Origin of the sequence: Acinetobacter sp. AL9 (assembly GCF_041464035.1) — a bacterium.
Classification (GTDB): Bacteria; Pseudomonadota; Gammaproteobacteria; order Pseudomonadales; family Moraxellaceae; genus Acinetobacter; species Acinetobacter towneri.
Map to the genome: position 1 here is coordinate 1 of NZ_JAYFSK010000034.1, position 22,025 is coordinate 22,025.

Consider the following 22,025-nt stretch of genomic DNA (forward strand, 5'->3'; position numbering starts at 1 on the left):
TCAACAATACAAAAAATTTCTGTAAAATCGTACATGGTAGTTAGAGCCCTTGGGTTGTGTCGTAACTTTCTAAATGGCTCTAACTACCTTTTTTTCAAGGGCTTTTCTTATCCGTAATTCGGGTTATCTAATAATGTCCATGATTTTAACCAAAGCAGATAGACAATCTATTCATTAAAGATAGCTCATCACCGAAAGACCTTTTGGGATTAACTCATAAATTGCGGCTGTTCATCCACAATTTCGGCATGCCATTCATTGACCTGCTTTTCCAACAAGCCAAATAATGCCGCCTGAATCATGTGCTGTGCCACAACAGCCGTCTGATCGCCCAATATGGCTTTGACTTCGTCATTGAACTGGATTTTGACCAATGGCTCTTTCTCTGAGCCTGCATTACGCAATGCCAACTCGCCACCTTCAAGCTGAACCAGCTCTAAAATTGCTTCCTGATTACCAAATAATTCTTTCAATTGCTCTATAGACATATATCCTCCATGCTCGACATGGCGGCAAAGGCGCTTGCACTTTGCATCGTTCAGAATATTTATATCGGGCTGATCAGATTTTTTTCAAGGGCGTTTGGTCGGCTTAAAATTCCACCATTTCATTACGAAAACCATCAATCAACTGGGTTAAGTCACGATGCCATTCGCGCAAAATTTTCGTATCTGGTAGCCATGCTTGCGGAGATTGCGTGACTTTAATAATCAAATTGGATGACGTTTCCTGTTCAGGTTCTGGTGCACTTGGCTCGGGCGTGTACTGACATAAACGATAAGCGCTCTTTAACTCTGCAATAAAACCCGATTTGCTCAGTTGCTCCAAAATTGCCACTTCAGGGGAAATCTGCCCTTTGGCTGCCATCAATTCTTCAATTGATTTAAGGGTTGGATTACTGTCATTTAAACGATAATACCGCACCAATTCCTGCAAAAAAGCCAGCACCGCGCCATTTAAATGAAACACCGCAGCTTCACGATGTGCCTGCGCTTGCTGAACATGCTCGGTTTGCTCGGCCTGCTGACATGAAAGACGGGCGAAATATAATTTCTGATTGGTACGATCTGCATGAAAACGAGCAACACGGGACATGAGCATTTCCTCAATTTAGCGTTCTAAGAAGCTTAGATTAAACCGATTTTCCTGCAACACCCAATAAAAAATACACTATTTTTACTGCGATAAAATCGCGCACCAATGCAGTGCCAATCTCGTATTTTTACTAAAAATCACGCATAAAAAAGGAGCATTTTTTGCTCCCTTTGAACTATTTTGATGCAGGCTTATCTTCTGCTGCTTTGACACGTATTCCATGACCATGCAGACGCAAAGTATTCAGCGCTTTAATGGCTTTTACTGCCTCACGTGCATGTGGCATTTCTACAAATGCAAAACCTTTAGATTTTCCTGTTGCAGCATCCAACACCAAATTACAAGATTCTACAGTGCCATATTCCTGAAAAAGTTTTAACAATTCTTCTTCAGTAACAGTACGCTCTAAACTACGAACTAAAATTTTCATCTTACAACCTTAAAATAGGCAAAAAACATCAAAAAGCACTCGCCTACTCTACTTTTTGCAGGAAACCATGTGGCATAGTTTAATCGAGATCTATACCAAAATCTAAATTAATCGCTTGGCGTTCCACCAAGGCACTTTTCACAGTTTGCTGACGGGTACGGTGATGAGTTTCCATCGCACACAACTGCCGTGTCAGATCACTCAAAAAATAACTGTCCAGTTTGCGCCCTTGTTCATCTACCGTATCACGCGCCCATAAATTAAAATTTTGCTTGGTTAAAATCAGTTCATTTTGGGCACGGGTCAAAGCCACGTACAGCACTCGACGTTCTTCTTCAATATCATCAAAACTGCCCTGCGCCCGTGCATGCGGGTACTGCCCTGCAGTCACATTCGCCACATAACAGACTTTTTGCTCCGTACCTTTGGCAGAGTGAATGGTGATTAAAGTGACCACATCGGTATCAGACTGGCGTTCAATTTCAGAAATAGACACAGGATCGAGCACATATTCTTCTAAAAACTCACTTAACTGCGCATGCTTACCCGCCAGTTGTTGCACCAACTGAAAATCACCCTGACGACGATTCCAGTCTTTTTTATAGTTATCAGTCAATTGTTCCTGAATCGCTTCAATGCCTAAACCGACGCAAGCCGCAACTTCATGGCGTAAGACATCCATTTGCTTCATGATCAATAAAGTTTTTTCTGGCAAGCGTCCAAATTTTTCCAGCTTTTCAATCACCTTATCCATTGTCGGTTCAAGTAACAATTGCTGCGCCAACTTACTCGCACCGACATCACCCACGCCATTCCATAAAGTGAGAAAACGCATCCATGCAATATCATCTAAAGGATTGGCAATAACGCGCAATAAACTAAGTAAGTCTTTCACATGCGCAGTTTCCAAGAGCTTCATGCCGCCAATAAAACGATACGGCACACTTGCCGCAATACACGCGGCTTCAATATGTCGCGCTGCAAAACTCGAACGCACCAAGACCATGTGATCTGACCACGGCGCGCCTTGCAAGAAATGTCGCTCTTTAATATCAATCGCAATCCATTTGGCTTCATCAAATTCATTCGGGAAAATATGCATTTTGGGTTTGATGCCATCACCACGATGCGCCTGCAACCGTTTGTTATAGCGAATCTCACTTTGATCTAACAACCAATTGGACAGGTCTAAAATTTCCTGCGTAGAACGGTAATTTTGCTCTAATTTGAAAATTTGAGCATTGGGTACGCGCTCTGTGAAATGATGAATATTTTCAAAATCTGCACCACGGAAACCATAAATCGATTGTGCATCATCGCCCACACAAAACAAACTGACCCGATCTTTTAAAGGCTCAAGCAAAGCCCATTGCAAAGGATTGGTGTCCTGCATTTCATCGACCAGAAGATGCTGACAAATTGACGCGACATAATCGACCAGACCTTCCGACTGCGCCAATGCCGATGCCACCACAGCCAAAATATCGTCATAATCGAGAAAGCCACGTGCACGTTTACGGCTTTCGTATTCCTGCATAATTTCAGCAATTTGATCTTTTAATGCCAAATATTCAGGCTGTTGCTTTTCTAAAGCCACACTCAGTTTTTGACGGGTATTCCGCGCAAAAGAATACAAATCACATAATTCTTGAGGCTTAGGCAACTGACTTGGATTTTTCTTATCATCTTTTCCGCGAATGAGGCGAAACATCATCAACTGATCATCACGATCAATAATAGAAAATTGTTCCAAGCCAAAAGCTTTAGGAATACGTCGTAACAAGTACATACAAAAAGTATGAAAGGTCGAAGCACGTAAGCCTTTGGCTTGCTCGCCCAGTGCCAACTCCACCCGTGCGACAATTTCACTCGCCGCACGGCGGGTAAAGGTCAAAATTTGAATTTGATTGGCTGGAATACCTTGATCAATCAAGTACGCTGCACGTGCCACAATGGTTTTGGTTTTGCCACAGCCTGCGCCAGCCAAGACCAGACTATGTTGATATGCTGTCGTGGCTGCTTGTTTTTGCTGGGGATTCAATTCATCAATTAGGCTGGCTAAACTCATAGTGACTCATCGTACTGGGTGGATGAATAGTTTAACAGATCGGTTTAGGAATAAACCCATGAATATAAATGGCTCGGTTCATGCCTAAACACATACTTTTACACAAGCTCTATTGTAGAGATGTGGATAAGTACATGCTTATCCACATTATTTCCAGCCCAATTCTATGGCAGTGATTTCGTTAATACGTGTCTGTTGTAACGATTCAGGCATTTTACTTTTGCTTTGCGAAAGTGGCACATAACCCGCCATCAGTTCAGCCTGTCGTTGTGGATACAATGGTTGCTGATTTGGGTCTGCATAACCAATCGGATAAATCGGCTGACCTGTGCTCAAATCGTATTTATCTGTGGCACCAAAGGTATGCAGTAATTCATGCACCATCACCATCGTATTACGCTGACTGTGCGCAGCAGAAGCAAATAAATTCACCGAGCCAATTTTGCCTTTTTGCAAAGCGGTGGAATGCTTCAAAATTTGAGTTTGACTCGGATCATAATAATTCAGGTACAGCGTCACTGTTGCTGTACCATCACTGCTTTGTCGTTGCTGCCAAGCGTAAAAGCGGAACTTTAAACTCCAAAGTACAGTGCTAAGCAGCGATGCCTGCTCAGGCACTTTCGGTGGCAACTGCTTTAATTCTCGCCCCTGCTTGAAATAGAGCGCAAGCGGTTGCCCACGATACTGCAAAGAAGCTTGTTTTAGATAGTCTTGAGCAGAATTTAAATTATTGATATTTAATGTATTGATATAGTTTTGGGTGTTTGATCGTCCATCGGCATTGATTGGGTGTAACAATACGATGATGGGCTTATTCCAGTCTTGGCTCTGATCACGCCAAGCATTGACTGCAACGACCAGCAAAACCAGCAATAAGCATAAAATTCGGATTTTTTTCCACATGAATTAGGACAACATTAAGACATCAGCTTGCCGACTTTAACACGATTGTGATCACTGGAAAATTCCAACCAACCACTGTGTATTGAAAGTATAGCTGACTGTGTATTTTCAAATCCCTGATTTTGAATATTAAAGTAGGGATCATTTTGTTCGATATGTTGAATAATCTCGGAAATTTTTGCCCAACCTGCCTGATCTGCAAGTTGCTGAATGGTTTTTTGGACAAGTTTGACAAACGTACTAAAACTACGCTTTCTCAAATACATCTGACTGCCCTGTAATTTGGTTTCAAATAAACCCAAGGCTTTAATTAAACCAGAGAGTTTATCGTAACCATAGTTTCGGGTGTCAAAGTCGGGCTTGACCGAGCTGATATACGTACCAATTGCCCCTAAATAAGCCCAACCACTATCATCGGCATTTTCTTTGACCGCTTTATAAATCAGGTTCAAGGTGTATTTATCTATGCTGAGTGCAACATCGGTAACTTTATTATTTTTCCCTTTCTGATCAGATTCTTCTGCTACCGCAGCTTTTTCAGCTTCGGACACCAAGTTTTCTACATAAATAAATTTATCGCAGGCTTTACGAAAAGCTTCAGGCGTATTACTACGCCCAAAACCATAAACGATTAAACCACTTTCACGAATGCGAGAGGCTAAAGGCGTGAAATCACTGTCGCTAGATACAATACAAAAACCATCTAAAGCACCGCTATACAACAAATCCATGGCATCGATAATTAAAATCATATCGGTGGCATCTTTGCTTTTGGTATAAGCAAATTGCTGTACAGGCGTAATGGCGTGCGGTAAAAGTACATCACGCCAATTTTTTAGACTTTCGCTGCTCCAGTCACCATACACGCGCTTTACACTGGCGATGCCATACTTCGCCACTTCTTCCAATACAGACTCAATCGAGTTGACCGATGAGTTATCTGCATCGATTAAAATGGCGAATTTTTTTGGCTTCAACTCCATAATAGATCGTGTTAAGCCTCAACCCATTTACCATCTTGGTAAACCAATGACCATTTGGTTTGTTTGCCTTCAGGCGTTTCCGAACCAATATATTGCGCTTGATTCTTACGGCTGAATTTCACTAATGTTGGATTACCCTCTGGGTCTGCATCAGGTGCTTGCAAAATAAATTGATATTTTGGATCAAGCTGTTCTGCAACAGTACGCAATTCCACGACTTTCGGCGCACGGGTTTCACGTACTTTCGGGAACTTACTGGCTGCCAAAAACAAGCCTGCTGCACCATCACGCAACACAAAGAAATCATCGTGTTTGGTTGAGCGTAAATGTTCCATTTTAATTGGATCAACACGCGGTGGCGCAGGCTGACCATTCTTGAGTACTTTACGTGTGTTTTCACAACTGGTGCAGGCAAAATAAGGGCCAAAGCGACCTGTTTTCAACTGCATTTCGCCATCACACTTGTCGCACGGAATGGTTGGGCCATCATAGCCTTTAATTTTGAACTCGCCTTCTTCTAGCTCGAAACCTGCACAGTCTGGGTTATTCCCGCAAATATGCAGTTTACGACCACCATCAATCACGTAACTATCCATAGCCGTTTCGCAAATTGGGCAGCGTTTTTTAGACATCAAATCTGCAGTTTCAGCGGCATCATCATCCGACAATGCGGCAAGCGACTCGACAGGAGTCAGGTTCAAAGTTCCCTTGCAACGTTCTTTTGGTGGCAAGTTATAGCCTGAACATCCCAAGAAAACCCCTGTTGTACCTGTACGAATCTGCATTGGACGTGAACATTCTTTACAATGCACGGCATCAACTTCTACAGGGAGATTACGGCGCATGCCTTGTTCGCCCTGTGCATTGGTCAAACGCTGTTTGAAGTCACCATAAAAACTGTTGAGTAAGTCTTTCCAGTCACGTTCACCATCTGCAACCTTATCTAGCTGACCTTCCAAGTCTGCTGTAAAGTCGTAGTTCATCAGATTATTAAAACTTTCATCCAGGCGGTCTGTAACAATCTCACCCATTTTTTCGGCATAAAGACGACGGTTTTCCAGTTTGACATAACCACGGTCTTGAATAGTTGAAATAATCGCAGCATAGGTCGATGGACGTCCAATACCTTTTTTCTCAAGCTCTTTCACCAAAGAGGCTTCGGTAAAACGCGCAGGTGGTTTGGTAAAGTGTTGCGATGGATCAAGCTTTACTAATTTAAGAATTTCACCGACTTTAACTGCAGGCAGTAACACATCATCATCCGATTTGTTTTGCCCACGCACTTTGGTAAAGCCATCAAAAACTAGCGTACGACCTTTGGCTTTTAACTCGACACCATTGGCATCAACCAAAATGGTCGATGATAAATATTCGGCTGGTGTCATTTGGCAAGCGACGAACTGACGCCAAATCAGATCATATAAACGCTGTGCATCGCGCTCTACACCCACCAAACTGTCGCCTTTAAGCGCAACATTAGATGGACGAATCGCTTCGTGCGCTTCTTGTGCGCCTGCTTTATTGCCATAACGATTTGGTTTAGCAGGCAGATATTTTTGACCAAACTCCGCTTCAATATGCGTACGCACCATATTGACCGCGTCATCACTCAGGAAGGTCGAGTCTGTACGCATATAGGTGATAAAACCTGCCTCATACAAACGCTGTGCTAGCATCATGGTTTTCTTGACTGAAAAACCAAGACGGGTACTCGCAGCCTGTTGCAGCGTTGACGTGATATACGGCGCACTTGGGTTGACTTTGGTCGGCTTATCTTCACGTGCAGATACGGTGTATTGCGCATCTTTAATCAAGTTCAGTAAAGCATCGGTTTCAGCTTTGTTGCGTAACTTGAGGGTTTTACCCGCTTGCTTAACCGCTTCTAGACGAATGTCATCTTTTTCAGATTTAGTATCTGCAAAGACTTGCCAATATTCTTCGGGTACAAAGGCGCGAATTTCACGCTCGCGCTCCACAACCAGCTTCACCGCAACTGACTGCACTCGTCCTGCCGATAAACCACGGGCAATTTTTTCCCAGAGCAGTGGCGAAATCATAAAACCCACCACGCGATCTAAGAAACGACGTGCCTGTTGGGCATTGACTTTGTTGGTATCTAAACGCGCAGGATGCTTAAAGGCTTCTTGAATCGCATTTTTGGTAATTTCGTTAAACACGACACGTTGATAACGTGAGTCATCTCCACCAATGACTTCTTTTAAGTGCCACGCAATCGCTTCCCCTTCACGGTCCAAGTCCGTTGCGAGATAGACTTCATCGACCTGCGATGCCAGTTTTTTTAATTCAGCGACTACATTTTCTTTGCCTGGCAGCACTTCATAGTGTGCTTTCCAGTCATGTTCAGGATCAACCCCCATACGGTTGACTAATGCTTGTTGAGCTTTTTCAGCTTTCTGAGCCTCGGTCAGTTTGGTTCGGGTGGTGGTTTTCTTTTCTGTGGTTTTTGCGCCACCACTGGTTGGCAAATCACGCACGTGACCGACCGAAGACTTCACAATGTAGTCCGAACCAAGATATTTATTGATTGTTTTCGCTTTTGCAGGCGACTCCACAATCACTAAGGCACGTTTGTGACCAGCTTCAGATTTGGCTGCAGTGCTTTTGGATGTGGACCGAGGAGCGTTCGCCATAAGTAACCGTATTTCCTATTTAATGGTTTAAAAATTAACGTTCAGCCAAGCTATGTAAAAAGGCTTTCATCTCATCTAATTGAGTTGCGCGAAGATCGGCTTCTTCATCCCAATAGATTCCTACACAGTTTGCCTGCATATCAATAGCATAAATGCCCTTTAATGCAATGGGTAAGCCTTGGAATTTCTCATCGCCATGCAACAGTTCTAGCTTTTGGTCTGTCACTAAAGCACGCATTAACGGTAAACGTGCATCGGCAATGAGTACACTGTAATACGCCACCATACTGGCACGTGATTCCGTGGCTTTCGGGATTTTTGTCCAGTCAGGCGCAACCACCAAACGAGGGTGTAGTCCCATTTTTCGGGCTTTTTCACGCATCAATCCTAAAGCTTTTTCTCTTGGGCTGACACGCAGACCAAAAATAGAGCCCATCACAAATATAATGATGGCAACGGCAACCCAAATTCCAGTATTTTCCATAGTACAACCTTTCTATTCTTATATTAGAGTTGCATAAGCACAATATAAAACGCAAGATTAAAATAAGCTGTGATTTATTTATTTCAAGTGTTTTAGTCTATCTGCCTACAAACAGCTTAAAATCGTCTTACGTGAAAAGGCATCATTTTCAAAACTTTAAATGGTTGATAAATGATGACTTAAATCAGTCGTATCGATAAAAAACTATCTTGCAGATGGGTTTTAAATCGACTCATGCCATTAATCGAAAAATTCTAAAACTTAGCTTAAAAACATCTCATGACTATATAGCACTTCATGTCCATTCCAATAAATATAGCCTTTTTCAATCAGTTCTTTGAGCAATAAACGAATATCAGATTTTGGAAATAACCGTTCCAGCAAATCACGCAATTCATAAATATCTTTTGGTTTTTCACCTTTTAGCTCACGTAACTTTTTGGCAACTTCCCATTGCACAGGGTCAATTTGGCTAAAGTTTTTAAACAAACTGTGCTGAGGATGTGGCTCTACGGCTTCAGTTTGCGCCACGATTGTAGAAGTGACTGTCGCCTCTTGCGTAGATTCTTCCACAGCATCCAAGTCAAGTTGAACCCACTGCTTCAGTACTTTTTTACGAAAGCTAATTTGCTCATCCACCCGCTTTACAATTTTCAGGTTCATCAACATACCAACCACATGCTGCACTTTGTCTGCCTCAAGTTGCAAAATATTGGCAATCGAGTTTTTTAAAGCCTCTACGTTAGTTGGCTTGCCTGACATTTTTGCCAACGCATCACAATACTTTTTTACCAACAGCAATTCAGGTTTGTTGCGAATTGCCATTGGGCTTGGTAAACGATTTTTGCTTTTCCCAGACTGTATTTCAGGCTGAATATGAATCAGGTGACAGGCAATTTCAGATGCTTGCAACATTTCCATTAAAATCTGAATACTGTCAGCCGCAGAAATCACTTCAACTTGTGTTTCTGGCTCTAGCAGTGCCATCAGTTGCCCAACTACCACTGCATATTCAAACTCTTTAAACTCTGCGCGCGGGCTGTCTAAAATCATAAGTTGACCCGTACTGATCCAGCCAGCGAGTTCAGTTAAATCCTGCAAGTTATATTCAAATTTTCCTGCACAATTAAACAGATACACACTCGGATGATGCTCAATAATTTCTCGCAACAAAGTCGCGGTAGGCAGGTTGTTTTCAAGGTCAAGTAATACAACTTTAGAGGACATAAACTTTAGCGGACACAATAGGGTTTAAAAGATTCAGGCACAGCAGCCGAGCATTACAGCGGGAAGTACAGCAAAGGTCAAATTAAAATCAGCACGGAAACCAATACCGTTGATTAAGTACGATTGATTAATAGTGTGGTGGGCGATTGGTCATCGGGTCAAATGGTGCAATCCCATCCGACAAATCTGCCGACTCTACCCGCTGATATAACAACTGCATTTGTTTCTTTAAATCAGCAATTTCCAGACTTTGATGAACCACTTGTTCATTCAATTGCTCAACTAAATCGTCCAAAAATGCAATTCGCACTTGCAAATCTTCAATGGGTGCGGAAAATGACGCCTGATCATCTATACTTTGTTTAGTCATTTCAAATCCTCATTTGAGATTTTTTAGGAAACACTATGGCCTATATTACTTTAAGGGATGTCCAACTCGCATTTGGTGGACCTGCCTTGCTCGACGGCGCGAATTTTAACCTAGAACGTGGCGAACGAGTGTGTTTGATTGGCCGTAATGGAGAAGGTAAGTCTACTCTACTTAAACTGATTGAAGGAAGTTTACTGCCCGATGCAGGTGAAGTGTCTATTCAAAATGGCATCACCATTGCCATGTTGGCGCAAGATGTACCGATGGATTCAGGCAAAGTCGCCGATATTGTTGCCGATGGTGCAGGTGAAGCCGCTGCAGCATTAAAAGCCTATCACGAAGCTAGTGATGCCTGTGTATTGGGCGATATGGATGCCTGTGACCGTATGGGGAACTTGCAACATAAGCTAGATCAGCTTGATGGCTGGGCGCTAGAAAATAAGGTCAATGCCATTTTAAGTAAAATGGGACTTGATCCAAATGCAGACTTAGCCGATTTATCGGGTGGACGTAAACGTCGTGTGTTGTTGGCACGTGCCCTACTCACCCAACCTGACGTATTGTTGCTAGATGAGCCGACCAACCACTTAGATGTGGAAAGTATTGAATGGCTAGAAAAATTTTTACTCGATCAAAATAATTTAACTCTACTGTTTATTTCGCATGACCGTGCTTTTGTCGATAGTATCGCCACCCGCATTGTCGAGTTAGATCGTGGTGTATTACGCAGCTACGAAGGCAACTATTCGCGTTATTTAGATTTAAAAGCGCAGCAACTTGAAGCTGAAGAAAAACAAAATGCGCTGTTTGATAAAAAACTGGCCGAAGAAGAAGCATGGATTCGTCAAGGCATTAAAGCACGTCGTACCCGCAACGAAGGACGTGTGCGTGCTTTAAAAGCCTTACGTGAAGAATCCAAAGCACGTCGCTTCCAACAAGGCAAAGTCAATATGGCAGCGCAGGAAGCCAATCGCTCAGGTAAACTGGTCTTTGATATTGAACATTTACAAGTGGCCTTTGGCAATCAAGCTCCAATTATTAAAGACTTTTCTACACTGGTATTACGTGGCGACCGTATTGGTTTAGTGGGTGATAACGGTGTCGGTAAAACCACTCTGATTAAAGCCATTTTAGGTGAAATTGAGCATGGCGGCTCTGTCAAAACAGGAACACAACTGGAAGTTGCCTATTTTGACCAATTACGCAATGTCTTGGATTTGGAAAAGTCGGTCAAAGATAACGTGTCTGAAGGTTCAGACTTTGTTGATGTGAACGGACAACGTCGTCATATCTATAGTTATTTACAAGACTTTTTATTCTCCCCAGAACGTGCACGCACGCCGGTTAAAGCTTTGTCTGGCGGTGAACGCAACCGTATTTTACTGGCAAAATTACTACTCAAACCATCTAACCTAATTGTGATGGATGAGCCGACCAACGACTTAGATATGGTCACTTTAGAGTTGCTTGAGGAAATGCTCAGCGACTATAAGGGTACTTTATTGCTGATTTCACACGACCGTGCTTTTATGGACAACGTGGTGACCTCGACTTGGGTATTTGATGGCAAAGGCAATATTGATGAATATATTGGCGGCTATCAGGACTACTTGCAGCAACGCCCAGACCAAACTGTAGTTGATCAAAAAAGTGATGTTAAAAAAGCCGTTGCCAAAGCCGAAGCAGCTGCAGCAGCGCCAACGGCCAAAAAAGTAAAATTGAGCTATAAAGATCAACGTGCTTTAGAGCAGTTGCCAGGTGAAATTGAAGCACTGGAACAGGAACAAACCGAATTGGCTGAAAAACTGGCGGATGGTTCTTGGTTTGTAACAGATGCCAATGCAGCCACCAAAGCCTCACAGCGTTTGGCTGAAATTGATGAAGAACTGCTGAAAAAACTAGAGCGTTGGGACGAACTGGAAAACTTAGCGAATGGTAACTAAGCATATTGGCTTAAGTGATTATTCCTAACTTTTTAAGCACAGGACTTGTCCCCAATACCAAAGCTTTGCAAAACCATTTTAAGCATCTTTCCCATTGGACGTATGCTTTTAAATTTTAAAATCGGTTCGTGCTAAACTGCAACGATACAACACTTTACACGGTCATTATGAGTCAACACACTGAATATCAACCAGGCGAATTTCAATGGTCTTTCCTGTTGCCAAAATATTGGGGCATCTGGATTGGCATTGTCTGCCTGATGATTTTAGCCATTTTGCCGTGGGCGATTCAGTATCGTTTGGCGCAGCTTTTAGGCAATCTTGCCTTTAACAGCATGAAGTCACGTCGCGTAACTACGTTACGCAATTTGGAAGTGTGTTTTCCTGAATGGAGCGAGGCTGAAGTACATGAAAATGCTCGCCAAGTCTTTGTTGATCAAATGCTGGGCGTATTTGAAACCTTAAATGCATGGTACTGTCCACAGTGGTTTAAAGGACGCACTCAGGTTGAAGGTTTGGAACATATTCAGCAAGCCCAAGCAGATGGTCGCGGGGTTTTATTGTTAGGCACACATTCTACTCTGCTAGATGCAGGTGGCTATGTCTGTGCACAATATTTTGACCCCGATGTGGTCTATCGTCCACAAAACAATCCCTTAATGGACATGCTGATTTACCGTTGTCGCGCCACCATTTACGGTCATCAAATTGACCACGATGACATGCGTGGTTTAATCCGCCACTTAAAAAATGGTCGTGCCATTTGGTATAGCCCAGATCAGGACTTTGGTTTAAAACAAGGTGTTATGGCGCCATTTTTTGGCGTGCCTGCTGCGACAGTTACAGCGCATCGTCGTTTACTTAAAATGACCAAAGCCGCAGCAATTCCGTTATATTTTTACCGTACAGGCAAGCTTTCCAACCCGCAATATAAAGTCTTGATTGAGCCTGAACTGCTGGATTTCCCAAGCGCAGATGAAGTTGCAGATGCAACGCGCACCAATTTCATTATCGAGCAGCAATTACGGATCGCTCCTACCCAATATATGTGGTTTCATCGTCGGTTTAAGAGCCGCCCCGAAGGTTATGACAGTATTTACTAATCTGTACGGCAGAAGGAAAGATTCATGAAAGTCATGCAGTTATTACCCGAATTAAACAGTGGCGGTGTAGAACGCGGTACGCTCGAAATCGCCCGAGCCTTGGTCGCTCAAGGACATACGTCATTGGTGGTGTCGAATGGCGGACGGATGGTTAACCAACTCGAAGCTGAAGGTTCCACTCATTTAAAGTTAGCCATCCACAAAAAATCATTATCAAGCTTGTGGCAAATCCGTCCTTTACGCCAACTGATTATGCAACATCAACCTGATATTGTGCATGTACGTTCCCGCGTACCTGCATGGCTAACTCATTTTTCCCTAAAAGGTATTCCAGCCGAAAAACGTCCACACTTAATTTCAACTGTACATGGTTTTTATTCAGTTAACCGTTACAGCCAAATTATGACCCAAGCGGAAAAAGTGATCGCAGTTTCTGACAGTGTAGTCAAATACATTCGTGATCATTATCAAAACTGTCCACCTGAAGATATTGTCCGTATTTATCGTGGAATTGACCCTGCTGCATTTCCGCACGGGTATCAACCTTCGGCACAATGGATGCAACAAACCTATCAAGATTTCCCAGAACTTGAACATAAGTTTTTAATTTGTTTGCCGGGACGTATCACCCGCTTAAAAGGTCATGAAACATTGATTGATCTGATTGCGAAATTAAAAACCAAGTATCCCCAGGTTCATGCTGTAGTAGTAGGTGGTGCAGATGTTAAAAAAGCAGCTTATTTACAGGAACTGGAACGTAATATTCAGGATAAACATTTGACCGAAGCGATAACCTTTGTTGGACACCGTTCTGACATTCGCGAGTGGCTTGCGTTTAGCGATATTGTACTTTCACTTTCCAATCAGGCGGAAACCTTTGGACGCACTGCACTTGAGGCTTTATCTGTAGGAACACCTGTGATTGGCTGGAACCGTGGTGGTGTGGCTGAAATTTTGTCACAACTGTATCCGCAAGGGCTCATCGCAGCAGATGACCAAGTGGCTTTATTCAATGCAGTGCAATTGCATCTGGAAATACCGCAAAGTGTCACCCCTGTTGAATTGTTCAGCTTGGCAGATATGTGTCATCAAACCTTAGATTTATATCAGCAAGTTTTGCAGTCAAAACACACCTAAAGCCTTAAAACTGAATCGAGCTGATTGAAATTTAATTTGTTTAAAAACAATGAGAATGAAAAAATAAGCCCTAAAAAATCATCGCCCGAGTTCTACATCCTGTAAAACTCGGGCTCATGAGGTTGTGCTTTCAAAACTTATTGTTATTTTATTGTGTGGCGTTCCTTACCTACATCATATCCTTGATGTTCACCCATCAGCGTCGTCTTCCTTAATGGGATATTCCGTTCCCGAGTCCTTGTGCTGATGAATTAATCTTAACCAGATCAGTCAGAATAAACCATGCGTCATGTGCCTAAATCCGTGTAAGCCATTTCGTACACTTTTCGTTTAATTTCTAAACCGATTTATCCTGTGCTTTATACGGTTGTGCAATTTCATCGGTCACCAGTTTTTCTTCTTGCTCTGCTTTTTCAATCCCATCCTGAATCGCCTGTTGTGCTTCCTGCTCATCGGCATCGGTTTGCGGCAGTTCTTCCTGAATTCGATCAAACACCCGCCCAGTTTGCAATACCACATACACAGGAAAATGATCTGAACCAATATGTGCCAAACGCTGCATATCCACCAATGCAAAATCTGTACTATGAAATACATGGTCTAATGACCAACGCAGTAAAGGATAATCGGCATGAAAGGTATTGATATAGTGCCGCCCTACGCGCGGGTCGAGCAAGCCACTGATTCTTTGGAACAAGCGCGTAGTCCGCGACCACGCCACATCGTTTAAATCACCCATTACGATACAGCTTTCATCTAAATCTTTGATTTGATCGCCTACAATCAACAATTCGGCATCTCTTAAAACTGAATCTTTGGCTTCGGTAGGACTTGGTGGTTTAGGATGCAAACAATACAACTGTACAGGCTGCCCCGAAGGCAAAATCACACTGGTATGAATGGATGGAATTTCATCGCTGAGAATAAATTTGATCTCACTGTCTTTTAATGGCAAACGGCTATACAAATGCATGCCATATAAATTATCTAAAGGTGCAGCGACCCGATAAGGATAATCGGCTTCAATCACAGACAAGGCTTGCTGCCATGCCAAGTCAGATTCTAAGGTCAACACTAAATCTGGTTTTAAAGCTTGAATATGTTCAATCAACAGATGATATTTCTGATTCGGTGTCAGAACATTGGACACGATTAATGAGATTTGTTTTTCAGGATTTAGTTGTTCTGGACGGACTTGTTTGACCTGTTTTTTCCACAGCAAGGTATAGGGCAAGACCATTTTGAGCTGATAAGCCAAAGCCGCAATCAGCCCAATTAAAATCACTTGGCTAGACACATCCCACGCCTGCTCCCAAATCAGTAGCAAAACAAAGGCAATGATGCCCAAAACCAAGATCTGTAAACGTGGAAAATCTGCGCCCCGAATCCACCATTCATCACGCGGAATCAGTGACCAAAAACTTAACCAAATGACTAATATTGCAAGCCCTTCTACCCAAATCATCTTGCTTTACTCTTTTGTATTTTTTGTCGTTTTTACATGAAAACCAAAGTTATCAATTTTGTATGTAACACAAACAAGAGATTTCACTCAATAATACTCATGTTTTGTTCATGTAATGCTTGCAGTTGCGTCCCCTTTTGATAGACTTATATTCCTTTATTGTTTTTTAACGCACCGAGGCAAAGTGACATGAAAGTAGGTCTGGTCGGTTGGCGCGGGATGGTGGGTTCCGTCCTTATGCAACGTATGGTTGAAGAAAATGATTTTGCTCATTTTGAGCCATTCTATTTCTCTACCAGTAATGCTGGCGGTGAAGCACCAGCGTTTGGTGGTAAGACTGCCCCAGCACTTATGGATGCAACAGATATTGAAAGTCTGAAGCAAATGGATGTCATTATTACCTGTCAAGGTGGTGATTACACTTCTGCCGTTTTCCCGAAGCTTAAAGCTGAAGGTTGGAATGGTTACTGGATTGATGCTGCATCTACCCTACGTATGGATGATGAAGCGATTATCGTACTTGATCCAGTCAACATGAATGTCATTAAAGATGGCTTGGTGAATGGCACCAAAACATTTGTGGGCGGTAACTGTACTGTTTCACTCATGTTGATGGGCTTGGGTTCATTATTCCAAAACAATTTGGTGGAATGGACAACTTCAATGACCTATCAAGCAGCTTCTGGTGCAGGTGCGCAAAACATGCGTGAGCTGATCACAGGCATGGGCTACTTGTATAACAACACCAAAGACTTGTTGGATGACCCACGTTCACCAATTTTAGACATCGACTCTAAAATTGCCGAATTACAACGCGGCGAAGGTTTCCCATCGGCAAACTTTGGTGTGCCTTTAGCGGGTTCTCTCATTCCATATATCGACAAACAGCTTGAAAGCGGTCAGTCAAAAGAAGAATGGAAAGGTCAGGTTGAAACCAACAAAATTTTAGGCAATCAGCAGATTGTTCCTATTGATGGTCACTGTGTACGTATTGGTGCAATGCGTTGTCACTCTCAGGCAATCACATTGAAGCTGAAAAAAGACGTTCCATTGAACGAAATTGAAGATATGATTCGTCAATCAAGCCAATGGGCAAAAGTGGTACCAAATACACGCGAAGCATCAATGACCGATCTTACCCCAGTTGCAGTTACAGGGACTTTAACAGTACCTGTTGGTCGTTTACGCAAAATGAACATGGGTAAAGAATACCTTGGTGCTTTCACTGTAGGTGACCAATTACTTTGGGGCGCAGCAGAGCCATTACGTCGTATGTTACGCATCTTAATTGATTACAAAAATGCTTAAGCTTCGTCTTGAGCACTGAATCATTTTGGATTCTGTGATCAAACTCAACAAGCCAGTCAAATTTGACTGGCTTTTTTATGTAATCAACGTGTTAATATTTTACAATCGACATACAACTCGCTACTCTATCCTTTTCGCCTTGCGATAAATGACCGAGCTAACAATTAAGATGACTGTATATAACAAATTAAAGATCGCCATTTTATCTATTTTGGCTTCACAGCAAATGTATGCAATGAATGTTGACCCGATTCAAATTCAGTCAACAACTGGGGAATTGCTCTATGCCGAAATCAACTTTCGTCAATCGAATGTGAATGAAGCGATTGATGTCAGTTTAGCTACGGCAGAAGATCTGATGTCGATTGGTGCGAGTCACCGTCCGCCTGGTCATCTTAACTTTTTTACACGTCGTAACAGCAATGGTACAGGGGTTATCACCATTACCTCATCTCGACCGTTAACCGAGTCTGAGTTGAATATTGTGGTCAAAATTAAAGAAGGCAATGCAACCCGCCTGCAACATATTCGCACCCCATTAAAACGCAGTGCACCTGCGCCATTGGCCGCTATGCAACGTAGCAATGAACAAGCTTTAATGCCTGTTATGATTGTCAATGAGCAAGATATTGCTTTAAATTTACCTGTAAGTACGGCCTATCAGGTTGAAACACCCAAAGCAATTGAACAACAGGCTTTTGAAGCACCGCTAACCATTAAACGCAATACACCGCCTGCGTTAAACCATCAAGCAGTAACAGTGATTCAAACTGCGCCAAGCCGTAGCGCAGCGAGTGAAAATACGACTGTTGCTGCTCCAAAAGCAGCGCCAGCAAAAACAAATAACAACCCAACACCGACAGCATCTACAGCGACTACGTCAGTCACTGCACAACAATCGGCTGATCCATTGGTACAAAAATTTGCTGAACAGCAACGCACGAAGCAACTGGCACAAACTCAGCCTGCTGCTGCCGTGAAAAAGCCTGCACAAACAGCGGCTGCACAGGCTAAACCAAGCCCTGCCACAGCCATGCCTGCAGTCAATACCCAACACGTGGTGCAATCGAATGAATCATTATGGGCAATTGCCTCACGCATTGCGGGTGAAAATAACCGCCCTGTTGCTGAAGTGATGCAGCAAATTAAAGCCAATAATGAGCATGCTTTTATTCAAGGCGATGCCAATCGTTTGCGTCGTGGTGCGACCTTAAATTTACATGCACAAGCTAACTCTAAAACAGAGAAAAAAGCCGCAATTCCAAAACCAGAAACGGCCAGTACACCACAATCAGGCAAAGCCAAATATCGTTTAAATCAAGCAGAAATGAGCCTCGTGGCAGAGAATCAACAGGACTCCACCCACGGTTCTGCCAAGAAGAACACACAATCCACACAAACTTCGGGTGACTTGTCATTAAAAGTTATGACATCCCGTGAGAAAACCGTTAAATTACAGAGAAACGTAACAGAATTAGAATTGGCATTACGTCAGAAGGATCACAGAATTCAATTACTCAACGCGCGCCTTGCTGAACTGCAACAACAATTGCAAAAACAACAAGCCGCAAATAAGCCAAAACACTAAATGTTACACACAATGATTTTTTTGGGATAAGGTCAAACAGGGACCACATCCTCAAGGGGTATAAACATGCTGATTTATGTGATTCCGTTTATTTTATTACTGGTGATCGCAATTTTCTTGAAAAAGCGTGAAGCAAGTAAAGAAGCCGAACCAAGCAACAAGAAAACAGCAGCGCCAGCCAAAACCAGTGCCAAGAAAACCACAACTACCAAAAAAGTTGCCCAGAAATCGGTGGTGGTTGAAGAGGTTGTTCCAACTCCACAACACTCTACCCCTGTCCCTGTAAAAATCCAAACCAACATTGAAAACCTGATCAAAGAGCGTAATTTCTTTGCTGCAGAAGCGCAAATTAACCAAGCATTAAAACATGATAACTCATTGCATGGTTTGTATTTGTTATTGCTTGATATTCATTTACAACAAAAAGATGAATTTGCAATTGATCAATTGCTGAATCATTTACGCTCTTTAGAGCTTGACGATATTCTGTCACAAGCTGAAGCAAAAAAAGTCAGTCATGCACATGAAGATATTGCTGAAAAATCAGCAAATGAAGCGCCGACTGCAGCTCCAAGCAGCTTAGATTTTACTGCACCTGTGAGTACGCCAAATCAAACGGCTTCTTTTGACCAGTTACAGCACGAACTGACTTCAAATAAAACTGCAGAACCTGAAGCAGCTTTGAAATTTGACACCTCATCCTTAAATTTCAGCCCTGCTGCCGAACCTGAAGTCAAAGCAGAACCTGCGGCACTGGATTTTAATTTCTCACTCGATTCTGCACCAACAGAAGTAAAAACTGAAGCGCCTGCGATTACAGCTGAACCAAGTGCAAGCCCTGCAGAGAAAGTTAAACCGCTCGACTTCACGTTTGATTTAACACCAAGCCCAGCTGAAACCACAGTAGCACCAGAAACAGCAGCCCCAGAATCAACAATAAGTGAAGCTGCTGCAGTCGAAGCCCCAAGTCTAGACTTCAATTTTTCTACACCAGAAAGTGCACCTGCAGTTGAAGCAAAAGCTGAACCTGCACCACCTGATTTTAATTTCACATTTGAAAGTACGCCTGCTGCAGAAACTAAGCTTCAGCCTGCAATTGAGCCTGAAGTCATTGCTGTACCAAGTATTACACTTGAACCTGCTGCAGCTGTGGTCAGCACAGATGTTGATCTAAATGATCCATTGGTGAAATCATTCCCAGACTTATCTCAAGTAGATGAAATTCAGTTGAATTTAGACTTGGCGAACCAATATGTGGAATTGGGCGCTTATGATGCTGCGAAAGCTTTACTTAGCGAACAAGGCGCAAATTATTCTGCTGAACAACGCCAACGTGCCGATCAGTTACTGAATCAAATCGCTTCTTAATTCAAATCAGATTAAGATAAAGCAGTCATTCTTGGCTGCTTTTTTTATGATGAAAAAAATTGCGTTAATCTATATGGGCGGCACTTTTGGCTGTGTCGGTGAACCACTAAGCCCAATGCCTGCGGAGCAATTTCTGCCACGCTTGGCACAGGTCTTACCCCTAAATTTAGAGATTGAATGCTTTGTTGCCCCTGTCATTAAAGACAGTAGTGCCTGCACAGCCGCAGACTGGTTACAGCTCATTCAATATATTCAAAAATTACAACACGATGATTTTCAACATTTCGTTATTTTACATGGCACCGACACCCTCAGCTATGCCAGCGCAGTCTTGGCACGTTTTTTAGCGCAAAGTACCCATGTCATTCTCACGGGTAGCCAATATCCCTTACTCAATGCACAAGGCACAGATACCCGTGAATTTAGTGATGCCTTGGACAACCTAAATTTTGCTTTACAACAGATTCATCAAGTGACTCAGGGAGTATATCTGGCCTTCCATCAGCAACTGATTCATGCCGCAACGGCACTGAAACAACACACCACCGAGTTAAATGCATTTACAGGTCAGTCTGCTTTGGTTTACACGGAGAACAAATCGCAGAATGAGCCAGCATTCAACATTAGCACTCAACATATTGAAAAAGCCCAGCACTTTAACTGCCTGAACTGGATGTTACAGCCAATTGCCATTTCCGCTTTGGTCGATAATTTAAAAGCCTTACAGCAACAGCCACCACACTGCCTCATTTTACAGAGTTATGGTACAGGCAATATGGCCGTCAATGCCGAAGTGATTGAGTTAATTCAGGCCTTACAAGCTCAACAATGTGCCGTGATTCTCACCACCCAAGTCACTTTTGGTGGCATGCAACAACGCTATGCGATCAGCCAGTGGTTACAGGACAGTAAAATTTTAATCAGTGATTGCCAAAGTCACGCAGATCTTTATGCCAAAGCCTTAAAAATGTATTTACAATACGACAGCCTTGCACAGTGGTATGCGCATTGGCAGTCTTCAGTGTGATTTGAGGTGATTATGCAGCGTTTTGCAATCGGAATTGAGTTTTGTGGCATTCGGTATCGGGGTTGGCAAACCCAGCAAGCAGGCGTACCTAGTGTGCAGGAAACCATTGAAAAAGTTCTGAGCAAAATTGCCGATGAACCCATTATTTTACATGGTGCAGGACGTACCGATGCAGGCGTGCATGCAACCAATATGGTGGCACATTTTGATACGCATGCCATTCGCCCTGAACGCGGTTGGTTGATGGGTGCCAACAGCCAACTACCCAAAGACATTGCAATTCAATGGATTAAAACGATGGATATGGACTTCCATGCTCGTTTTAAGGCTCAGGCACGGCGTTATCGCTATGTCGTGTATAACAATCCACAACGCCCTGCCTTGCTGCACAAACAAGTCACTCACGCTTATTATCCCTTAGATGTCGATAAAATGATTGCGGCTGCGCAGAAATTTGAAGGGACACATAATTTTGAAAGCTTTCGTGCCGCAGCGTGTCAGTCCAATCAGCCTGTCCGTCATGTCAGCCATTGCCGCTTAATTCGTCACGGCAATTATTTAGTGTTAGATATTCAAGCCGATGGTTTTTTGCATCACATGGTTCGCAATATCATGGGTTGTCTATTGGAGATCGGGCAAGGTTTGTATGACATTGCACATATTGACCAAATTTTTGCAGCTCAAGACCGTAAAGCTGCAGGGATTACTGCCCCGCCAGATGGCTTGTATTTTATTCAGGCACATTATCCTGAACAGTATGATTTACCGAAAGTTCCTTTAGGGCCACATTGGTTAAACATGCCGGAATAATTTAATCCCTCCCTACCTCCCTTTTCCAAAGAGAGGAGCTCCATTTCGAGGCGTTAAAAACGAAA

The 22,025-nt window shown here is 42.9% G+C and carries 19 protein-coding genes; 8 read left to right on the top strand and 11 right to left on the bottom strand.

Features of this window, described 5'->3' with window-relative positions; genetic code table 11:
• Nucleotides 1-209 precede the first annotated feature (209 nt).
• The 10 genes from ACEO2X_RS08900 to ACEO2X_RS08945 all read right to left on the bottom strand — a co-directional run bounded on the left by ACEO2X_RS08900 (nucleotide 210) and on the right by ACEO2X_RS08945 (nucleotide 10,211).
• Nucleotides 210-488: a hypothetical protein gene (locus ACEO2X_RS08900; RefSeq protein ID WP_131261040.1), complete on the bottom strand. Its 279-nt coding sequence runs from the start codon at nucleotides 486-488 to the stop codon at nucleotides 210-212.
• Nucleotides 489-591: 103 nt separating this feature from the next.
• The gene (locus tag ACEO2X_RS08905) at nucleotides 592-1,095 is read right to left on the bottom strand and encodes a DUF6586 family protein (RefSeq protein ID WP_371971738.1); all 504 of its coding nucleotides are present in this window, start codon (nucleotides 1,093-1,095) and stop codon (nucleotides 592-594) included.
• Between the two features lie 175 nt (nucleotides 1,096-1,270).
• Nucleotides 1,271-1,525, bottom strand: a complete 255-nt coding sequence (locus ACEO2X_RS08910; protein ID WP_004976139.1) for an RNA-binding protein — start codon at nucleotides 1,523-1,525, stop codon at nucleotides 1,271-1,273.
• A gap of 79 nt (nucleotides 1,526-1,604) precedes the next feature.
• The gene (locus tag ACEO2X_RS08915) at nucleotides 1,605-3,593 is read right to left on the bottom strand and encodes an ATP-dependent helicase (protein ID WP_278518472.1); all 1,989 of its coding nucleotides are present in this window, start codon (nucleotides 3,591-3,593) and stop codon (nucleotides 1,605-1,607) included.
• A 147-nt stretch (nucleotides 3,594-3,740) separates the two neighbouring features.
• The gene (locus tag ACEO2X_RS08920; RefSeq protein ID WP_179988460.1) at nucleotides 3,741-4,496 is read right to left on the bottom strand and encodes a hypothetical protein; all 756 of its coding nucleotides are present in this window, start codon (nucleotides 4,494-4,496) and stop codon (nucleotides 3,741-3,743) included.
• Between the two features lie 14 nt (nucleotides 4,497-4,510).
• Complete coding sequence (locus ACEO2X_RS08925) at nucleotides 4,511-5,479, bottom strand: NYN domain-containing protein (protein ID WP_154321061.1); 969 nt, start codon at nucleotides 5,477-5,479, stop codon at nucleotides 4,511-4,513.
• A gap of 11 nt (nucleotides 5,480-5,490) precedes the next feature.
• Nucleotides 5,491-8,130 (bottom strand): type I DNA topoisomerase, encoded by a 2,640-nt coding sequence (gene topA, locus ACEO2X_RS08930; protein WP_371971742.1) that lies wholly within the window; start codon nucleotides 8,128-8,130, stop codon nucleotides 5,491-5,493.
• A gap of 34 nt (nucleotides 8,131-8,164) precedes the next feature.
• On the bottom strand, nucleotides 8,165-8,614 hold the full coding sequence (locus ACEO2X_RS08935; protein ID WP_004976129.1) for an ammonium transporter: 450 nt from the start codon (nucleotides 8,612-8,614) through the stop codon (nucleotides 8,165-8,167).
• Between the two features lie 261 nt (nucleotides 8,615-8,875).
• The gene (locus tag ACEO2X_RS08940) at nucleotides 8,876-9,841 is read right to left on the bottom strand and encodes a hypothetical protein (protein WP_346792965.1); all 966 of its coding nucleotides are present in this window, start codon (nucleotides 9,839-9,841) and stop codon (nucleotides 8,876-8,878) included.
• A gap of 127 nt (nucleotides 9,842-9,968) precedes the next feature.
• Complete coding sequence (locus tag ACEO2X_RS08945; RefSeq protein ID WP_004976120.1) at nucleotides 9,969-10,211, bottom strand: SlyX family protein; 243 nt, start codon at nucleotides 10,209-10,211, stop codon at nucleotides 9,969-9,971.
• 35 nt (nucleotides 10,212-10,246) lie between these two features.
• Between ACEO2X_RS08945 and ACEO2X_RS08950 the strand changes: the two genes are divergently transcribed.
• From ACEO2X_RS08950 to ACEO2X_RS08960, 3 genes are all read left to right on the top strand, one after another.
• Nucleotides 10,247-12,154 (top strand): ATP-binding cassette domain-containing protein, encoded by a 1,908-nt coding sequence (locus ACEO2X_RS08950; RefSeq protein WP_371971746.1) that lies wholly within the window; start codon nucleotides 10,247-10,249, stop codon nucleotides 12,152-12,154.
• Between the two features lie 167 nt (nucleotides 12,155-12,321).
• Complete coding sequence (locus tag ACEO2X_RS08955; RefSeq protein ID WP_371971749.1) at nucleotides 12,322-13,257, top strand: lauroyl acyltransferase; 936 nt, start codon at nucleotides 12,322-12,324, stop codon at nucleotides 13,255-13,257.
• Nucleotides 13,258-13,281: 24 nt separating this feature from the next.
• Nucleotides 13,282-14,394 (top strand): glycosyltransferase family 4 protein, encoded by a 1,113-nt coding sequence (locus tag ACEO2X_RS08960; RefSeq protein WP_346792964.1) that lies wholly within the window; start codon nucleotides 13,282-13,284, stop codon nucleotides 14,392-14,394.
• 337 nt (nucleotides 14,395-14,731) lie between these two features.
• On the opposite strand, the gene ACEO2X_RS08965 is transcribed toward ACEO2X_RS08960, so the two are convergent.
• Nucleotides 14,732-15,859 (bottom strand): endonuclease/exonuclease/phosphatase family protein, encoded by a 1,128-nt coding sequence (locus tag ACEO2X_RS08965; protein WP_371971752.1) that lies wholly within the window; start codon nucleotides 15,857-15,859, stop codon nucleotides 14,732-14,734.
• 189 nt (nucleotides 15,860-16,048) lie between these two features.
• On the opposite strand from ACEO2X_RS08965, the gene asd reads away from it, so the two are divergent.
• From asd to truA, 5 genes are all read left to right on the top strand, one after another.
• A complete protein-coding gene (gene asd / locus ACEO2X_RS08970) occupies nucleotides 16,049-17,167 on the top strand; it encodes an aspartate-semialdehyde dehydrogenase (protein WP_371971754.1) in 1,119 nt (372 codons plus the stop codon).
• A 169-nt stretch (nucleotides 17,168-17,336) separates the two neighbouring features.
• Nucleotides 17,337-18,755 carry a FimV family protein gene (locus tag ACEO2X_RS08975; protein WP_228153767.1) on the top strand — a complete coding sequence of 473 codons (1,419 nt, stop codon included), beginning with the start codon at nucleotides 17,337-17,339 and terminating at the stop codon, nucleotides 18,753-18,755.
• A gap of 66 nt (nucleotides 18,756-18,821) precedes the next feature.
• Nucleotides 18,822-20,123: a fimbrial protein FimV gene (locus tag ACEO2X_RS08980; protein ID WP_371971756.1), complete on the top strand. Its 1,302-nt coding sequence runs from the start codon at nucleotides 18,822-18,824 to the stop codon at nucleotides 20,121-20,123.
• Between the two features lie 46 nt (nucleotides 20,124-20,169).
• Nucleotides 20,170-21,150: an asparaginase gene (locus tag ACEO2X_RS08985; RefSeq protein WP_004976109.1), complete on the top strand. Its 981-nt coding sequence runs from the start codon at nucleotides 20,170-20,172 to the stop codon at nucleotides 21,148-21,150.
• A 12-nt stretch (nucleotides 21,151-21,162) separates the two neighbouring features.
• Complete coding sequence (gene truA / locus ACEO2X_RS08990) at nucleotides 21,163-21,960, top strand: tRNA pseudouridine(38-40) synthase TruA (RefSeq protein ID WP_154321070.1); 798 nt, start codon at nucleotides 21,163-21,165, stop codon at nucleotides 21,958-21,960.
• Nucleotides 21,961-22,025: the final 65 nt, after the last annotated feature.

Bases quoted from the DNA above. Each gene is read 5' to 3' on its own strand.
- ACEO2X_RS08945 (WP_004976120.1), bottom strand. From the start codon at position 10,211: ATGACTAAACAAAGTATAGATGATCAGGCGTCATTTTCCGCACCCATT.
- ACEO2X_RS08925 (WP_154321061.1), bottom strand. From the start codon at position 5,479: ATGGAGTTGAAGCCAAAAAAATTCGCCATTTTAATCGATGCAGATAAC.
- ACEO2X_RS08965 (WP_371971752.1), bottom strand. From the start codon at position 15,859: ATGATTTGGGTAGAAGGGCTTGCAATATTAGTCATTTGGTTAAGTTTT.
- ACEO2X_RS08900 (WP_131261040.1), bottom strand. From the start codon at position 488: ATGTCTATAGAGCAATTGAAAGAATTATTTGGTAATCAGGAAGCAATT.
- asd (WP_371971754.1), top strand. From the start codon at position 16,049: ATGAAAGTAGGTCTGGTCGGTTGGCGCGGGATGGTGGGTTCCGTCCTT.
- ACEO2X_RS08960 (WP_346792964.1), top strand. From the start codon at position 13,282: ATGAAAGTCATGCAGTTATTACCCGAATTAAACAGTGGCGGTGTAGAA.
- ACEO2X_RS08910 (WP_004976139.1), bottom strand. From the start codon at position 1,525: ATGAAAATTTTAGTTCGTAGTTTAGAGCGTACTGTTACTGAAGAAGAA.
- ACEO2X_RS08955 (WP_371971749.1), top strand. From the start codon at position 12,322: ATGAGTCAACACACTGAATATCAACCAGGCGAATTTCAATGGTCTTTC.
- ACEO2X_RS08975 (WP_228153767.1), top strand. From the start codon at position 17,337: ATGACTGTATATAACAAATTAAAGATCGCCATTTTATCTATTTTGGCT.
- ACEO2X_RS08905 (WP_371971738.1), bottom strand. From the start codon at position 1,095: ATGTCCCGTGTTGCTCGTTTTCATGCAGATCGTACCAATCAGAAATTA.
- ACEO2X_RS08980 (WP_371971756.1), top strand. From the start codon at position 18,822: ATGCTGATTTATGTGATTCCGTTTATTTTATTACTGGTGATCGCAATT.
- topA (WP_371971742.1), bottom strand. From the start codon at position 8,130: ATGGCGAACGCTCCTCGGTCCACATCCAAAAGCACTGCAGCCAAATCT.
- ACEO2X_RS08920 (WP_179988460.1), bottom strand. From the start codon at position 4,496: ATGTGGAAAAAAATCCGAATTTTATGCTTATTGCTGGTTTTGCTGGTC.
- ACEO2X_RS08915 (WP_278518472.1), bottom strand. From the start codon at position 3,593: ATGAGTTTAGCCAGCCTAATTGATGAATTGAATCCCCAGCAAAAACAA.
- ACEO2X_RS08950 (WP_371971746.1), top strand. From the start codon at position 10,247: ATGGCCTATATTACTTTAAGGGATGTCCAACTCGCATTTGGTGGACCT.
- truA (WP_154321070.1), top strand. From the start codon at position 21,163: ATGCAGCGTTTTGCAATCGGAATTGAGTTTTGTGGCATTCGGTATCGG.
- ACEO2X_RS08940 (WP_346792965.1), bottom strand. From the start codon at position 9,841: ATGTCCTCTAAAGTTGTATTACTTGACCTTGAAAACAACCTGCCTACC.
- ACEO2X_RS08985 (WP_004976109.1), top strand. From the start codon at position 20,170: ATGATGAAAAAAATTGCGTTAATCTATATGGGCGGCACTTTTGGCTGT.
- ACEO2X_RS08935 (WP_004976129.1), bottom strand. From the start codon at position 8,614: ATGGAAAATACTGGAATTTGGGTTGCCGTTGCCATCATTATATTTGTG.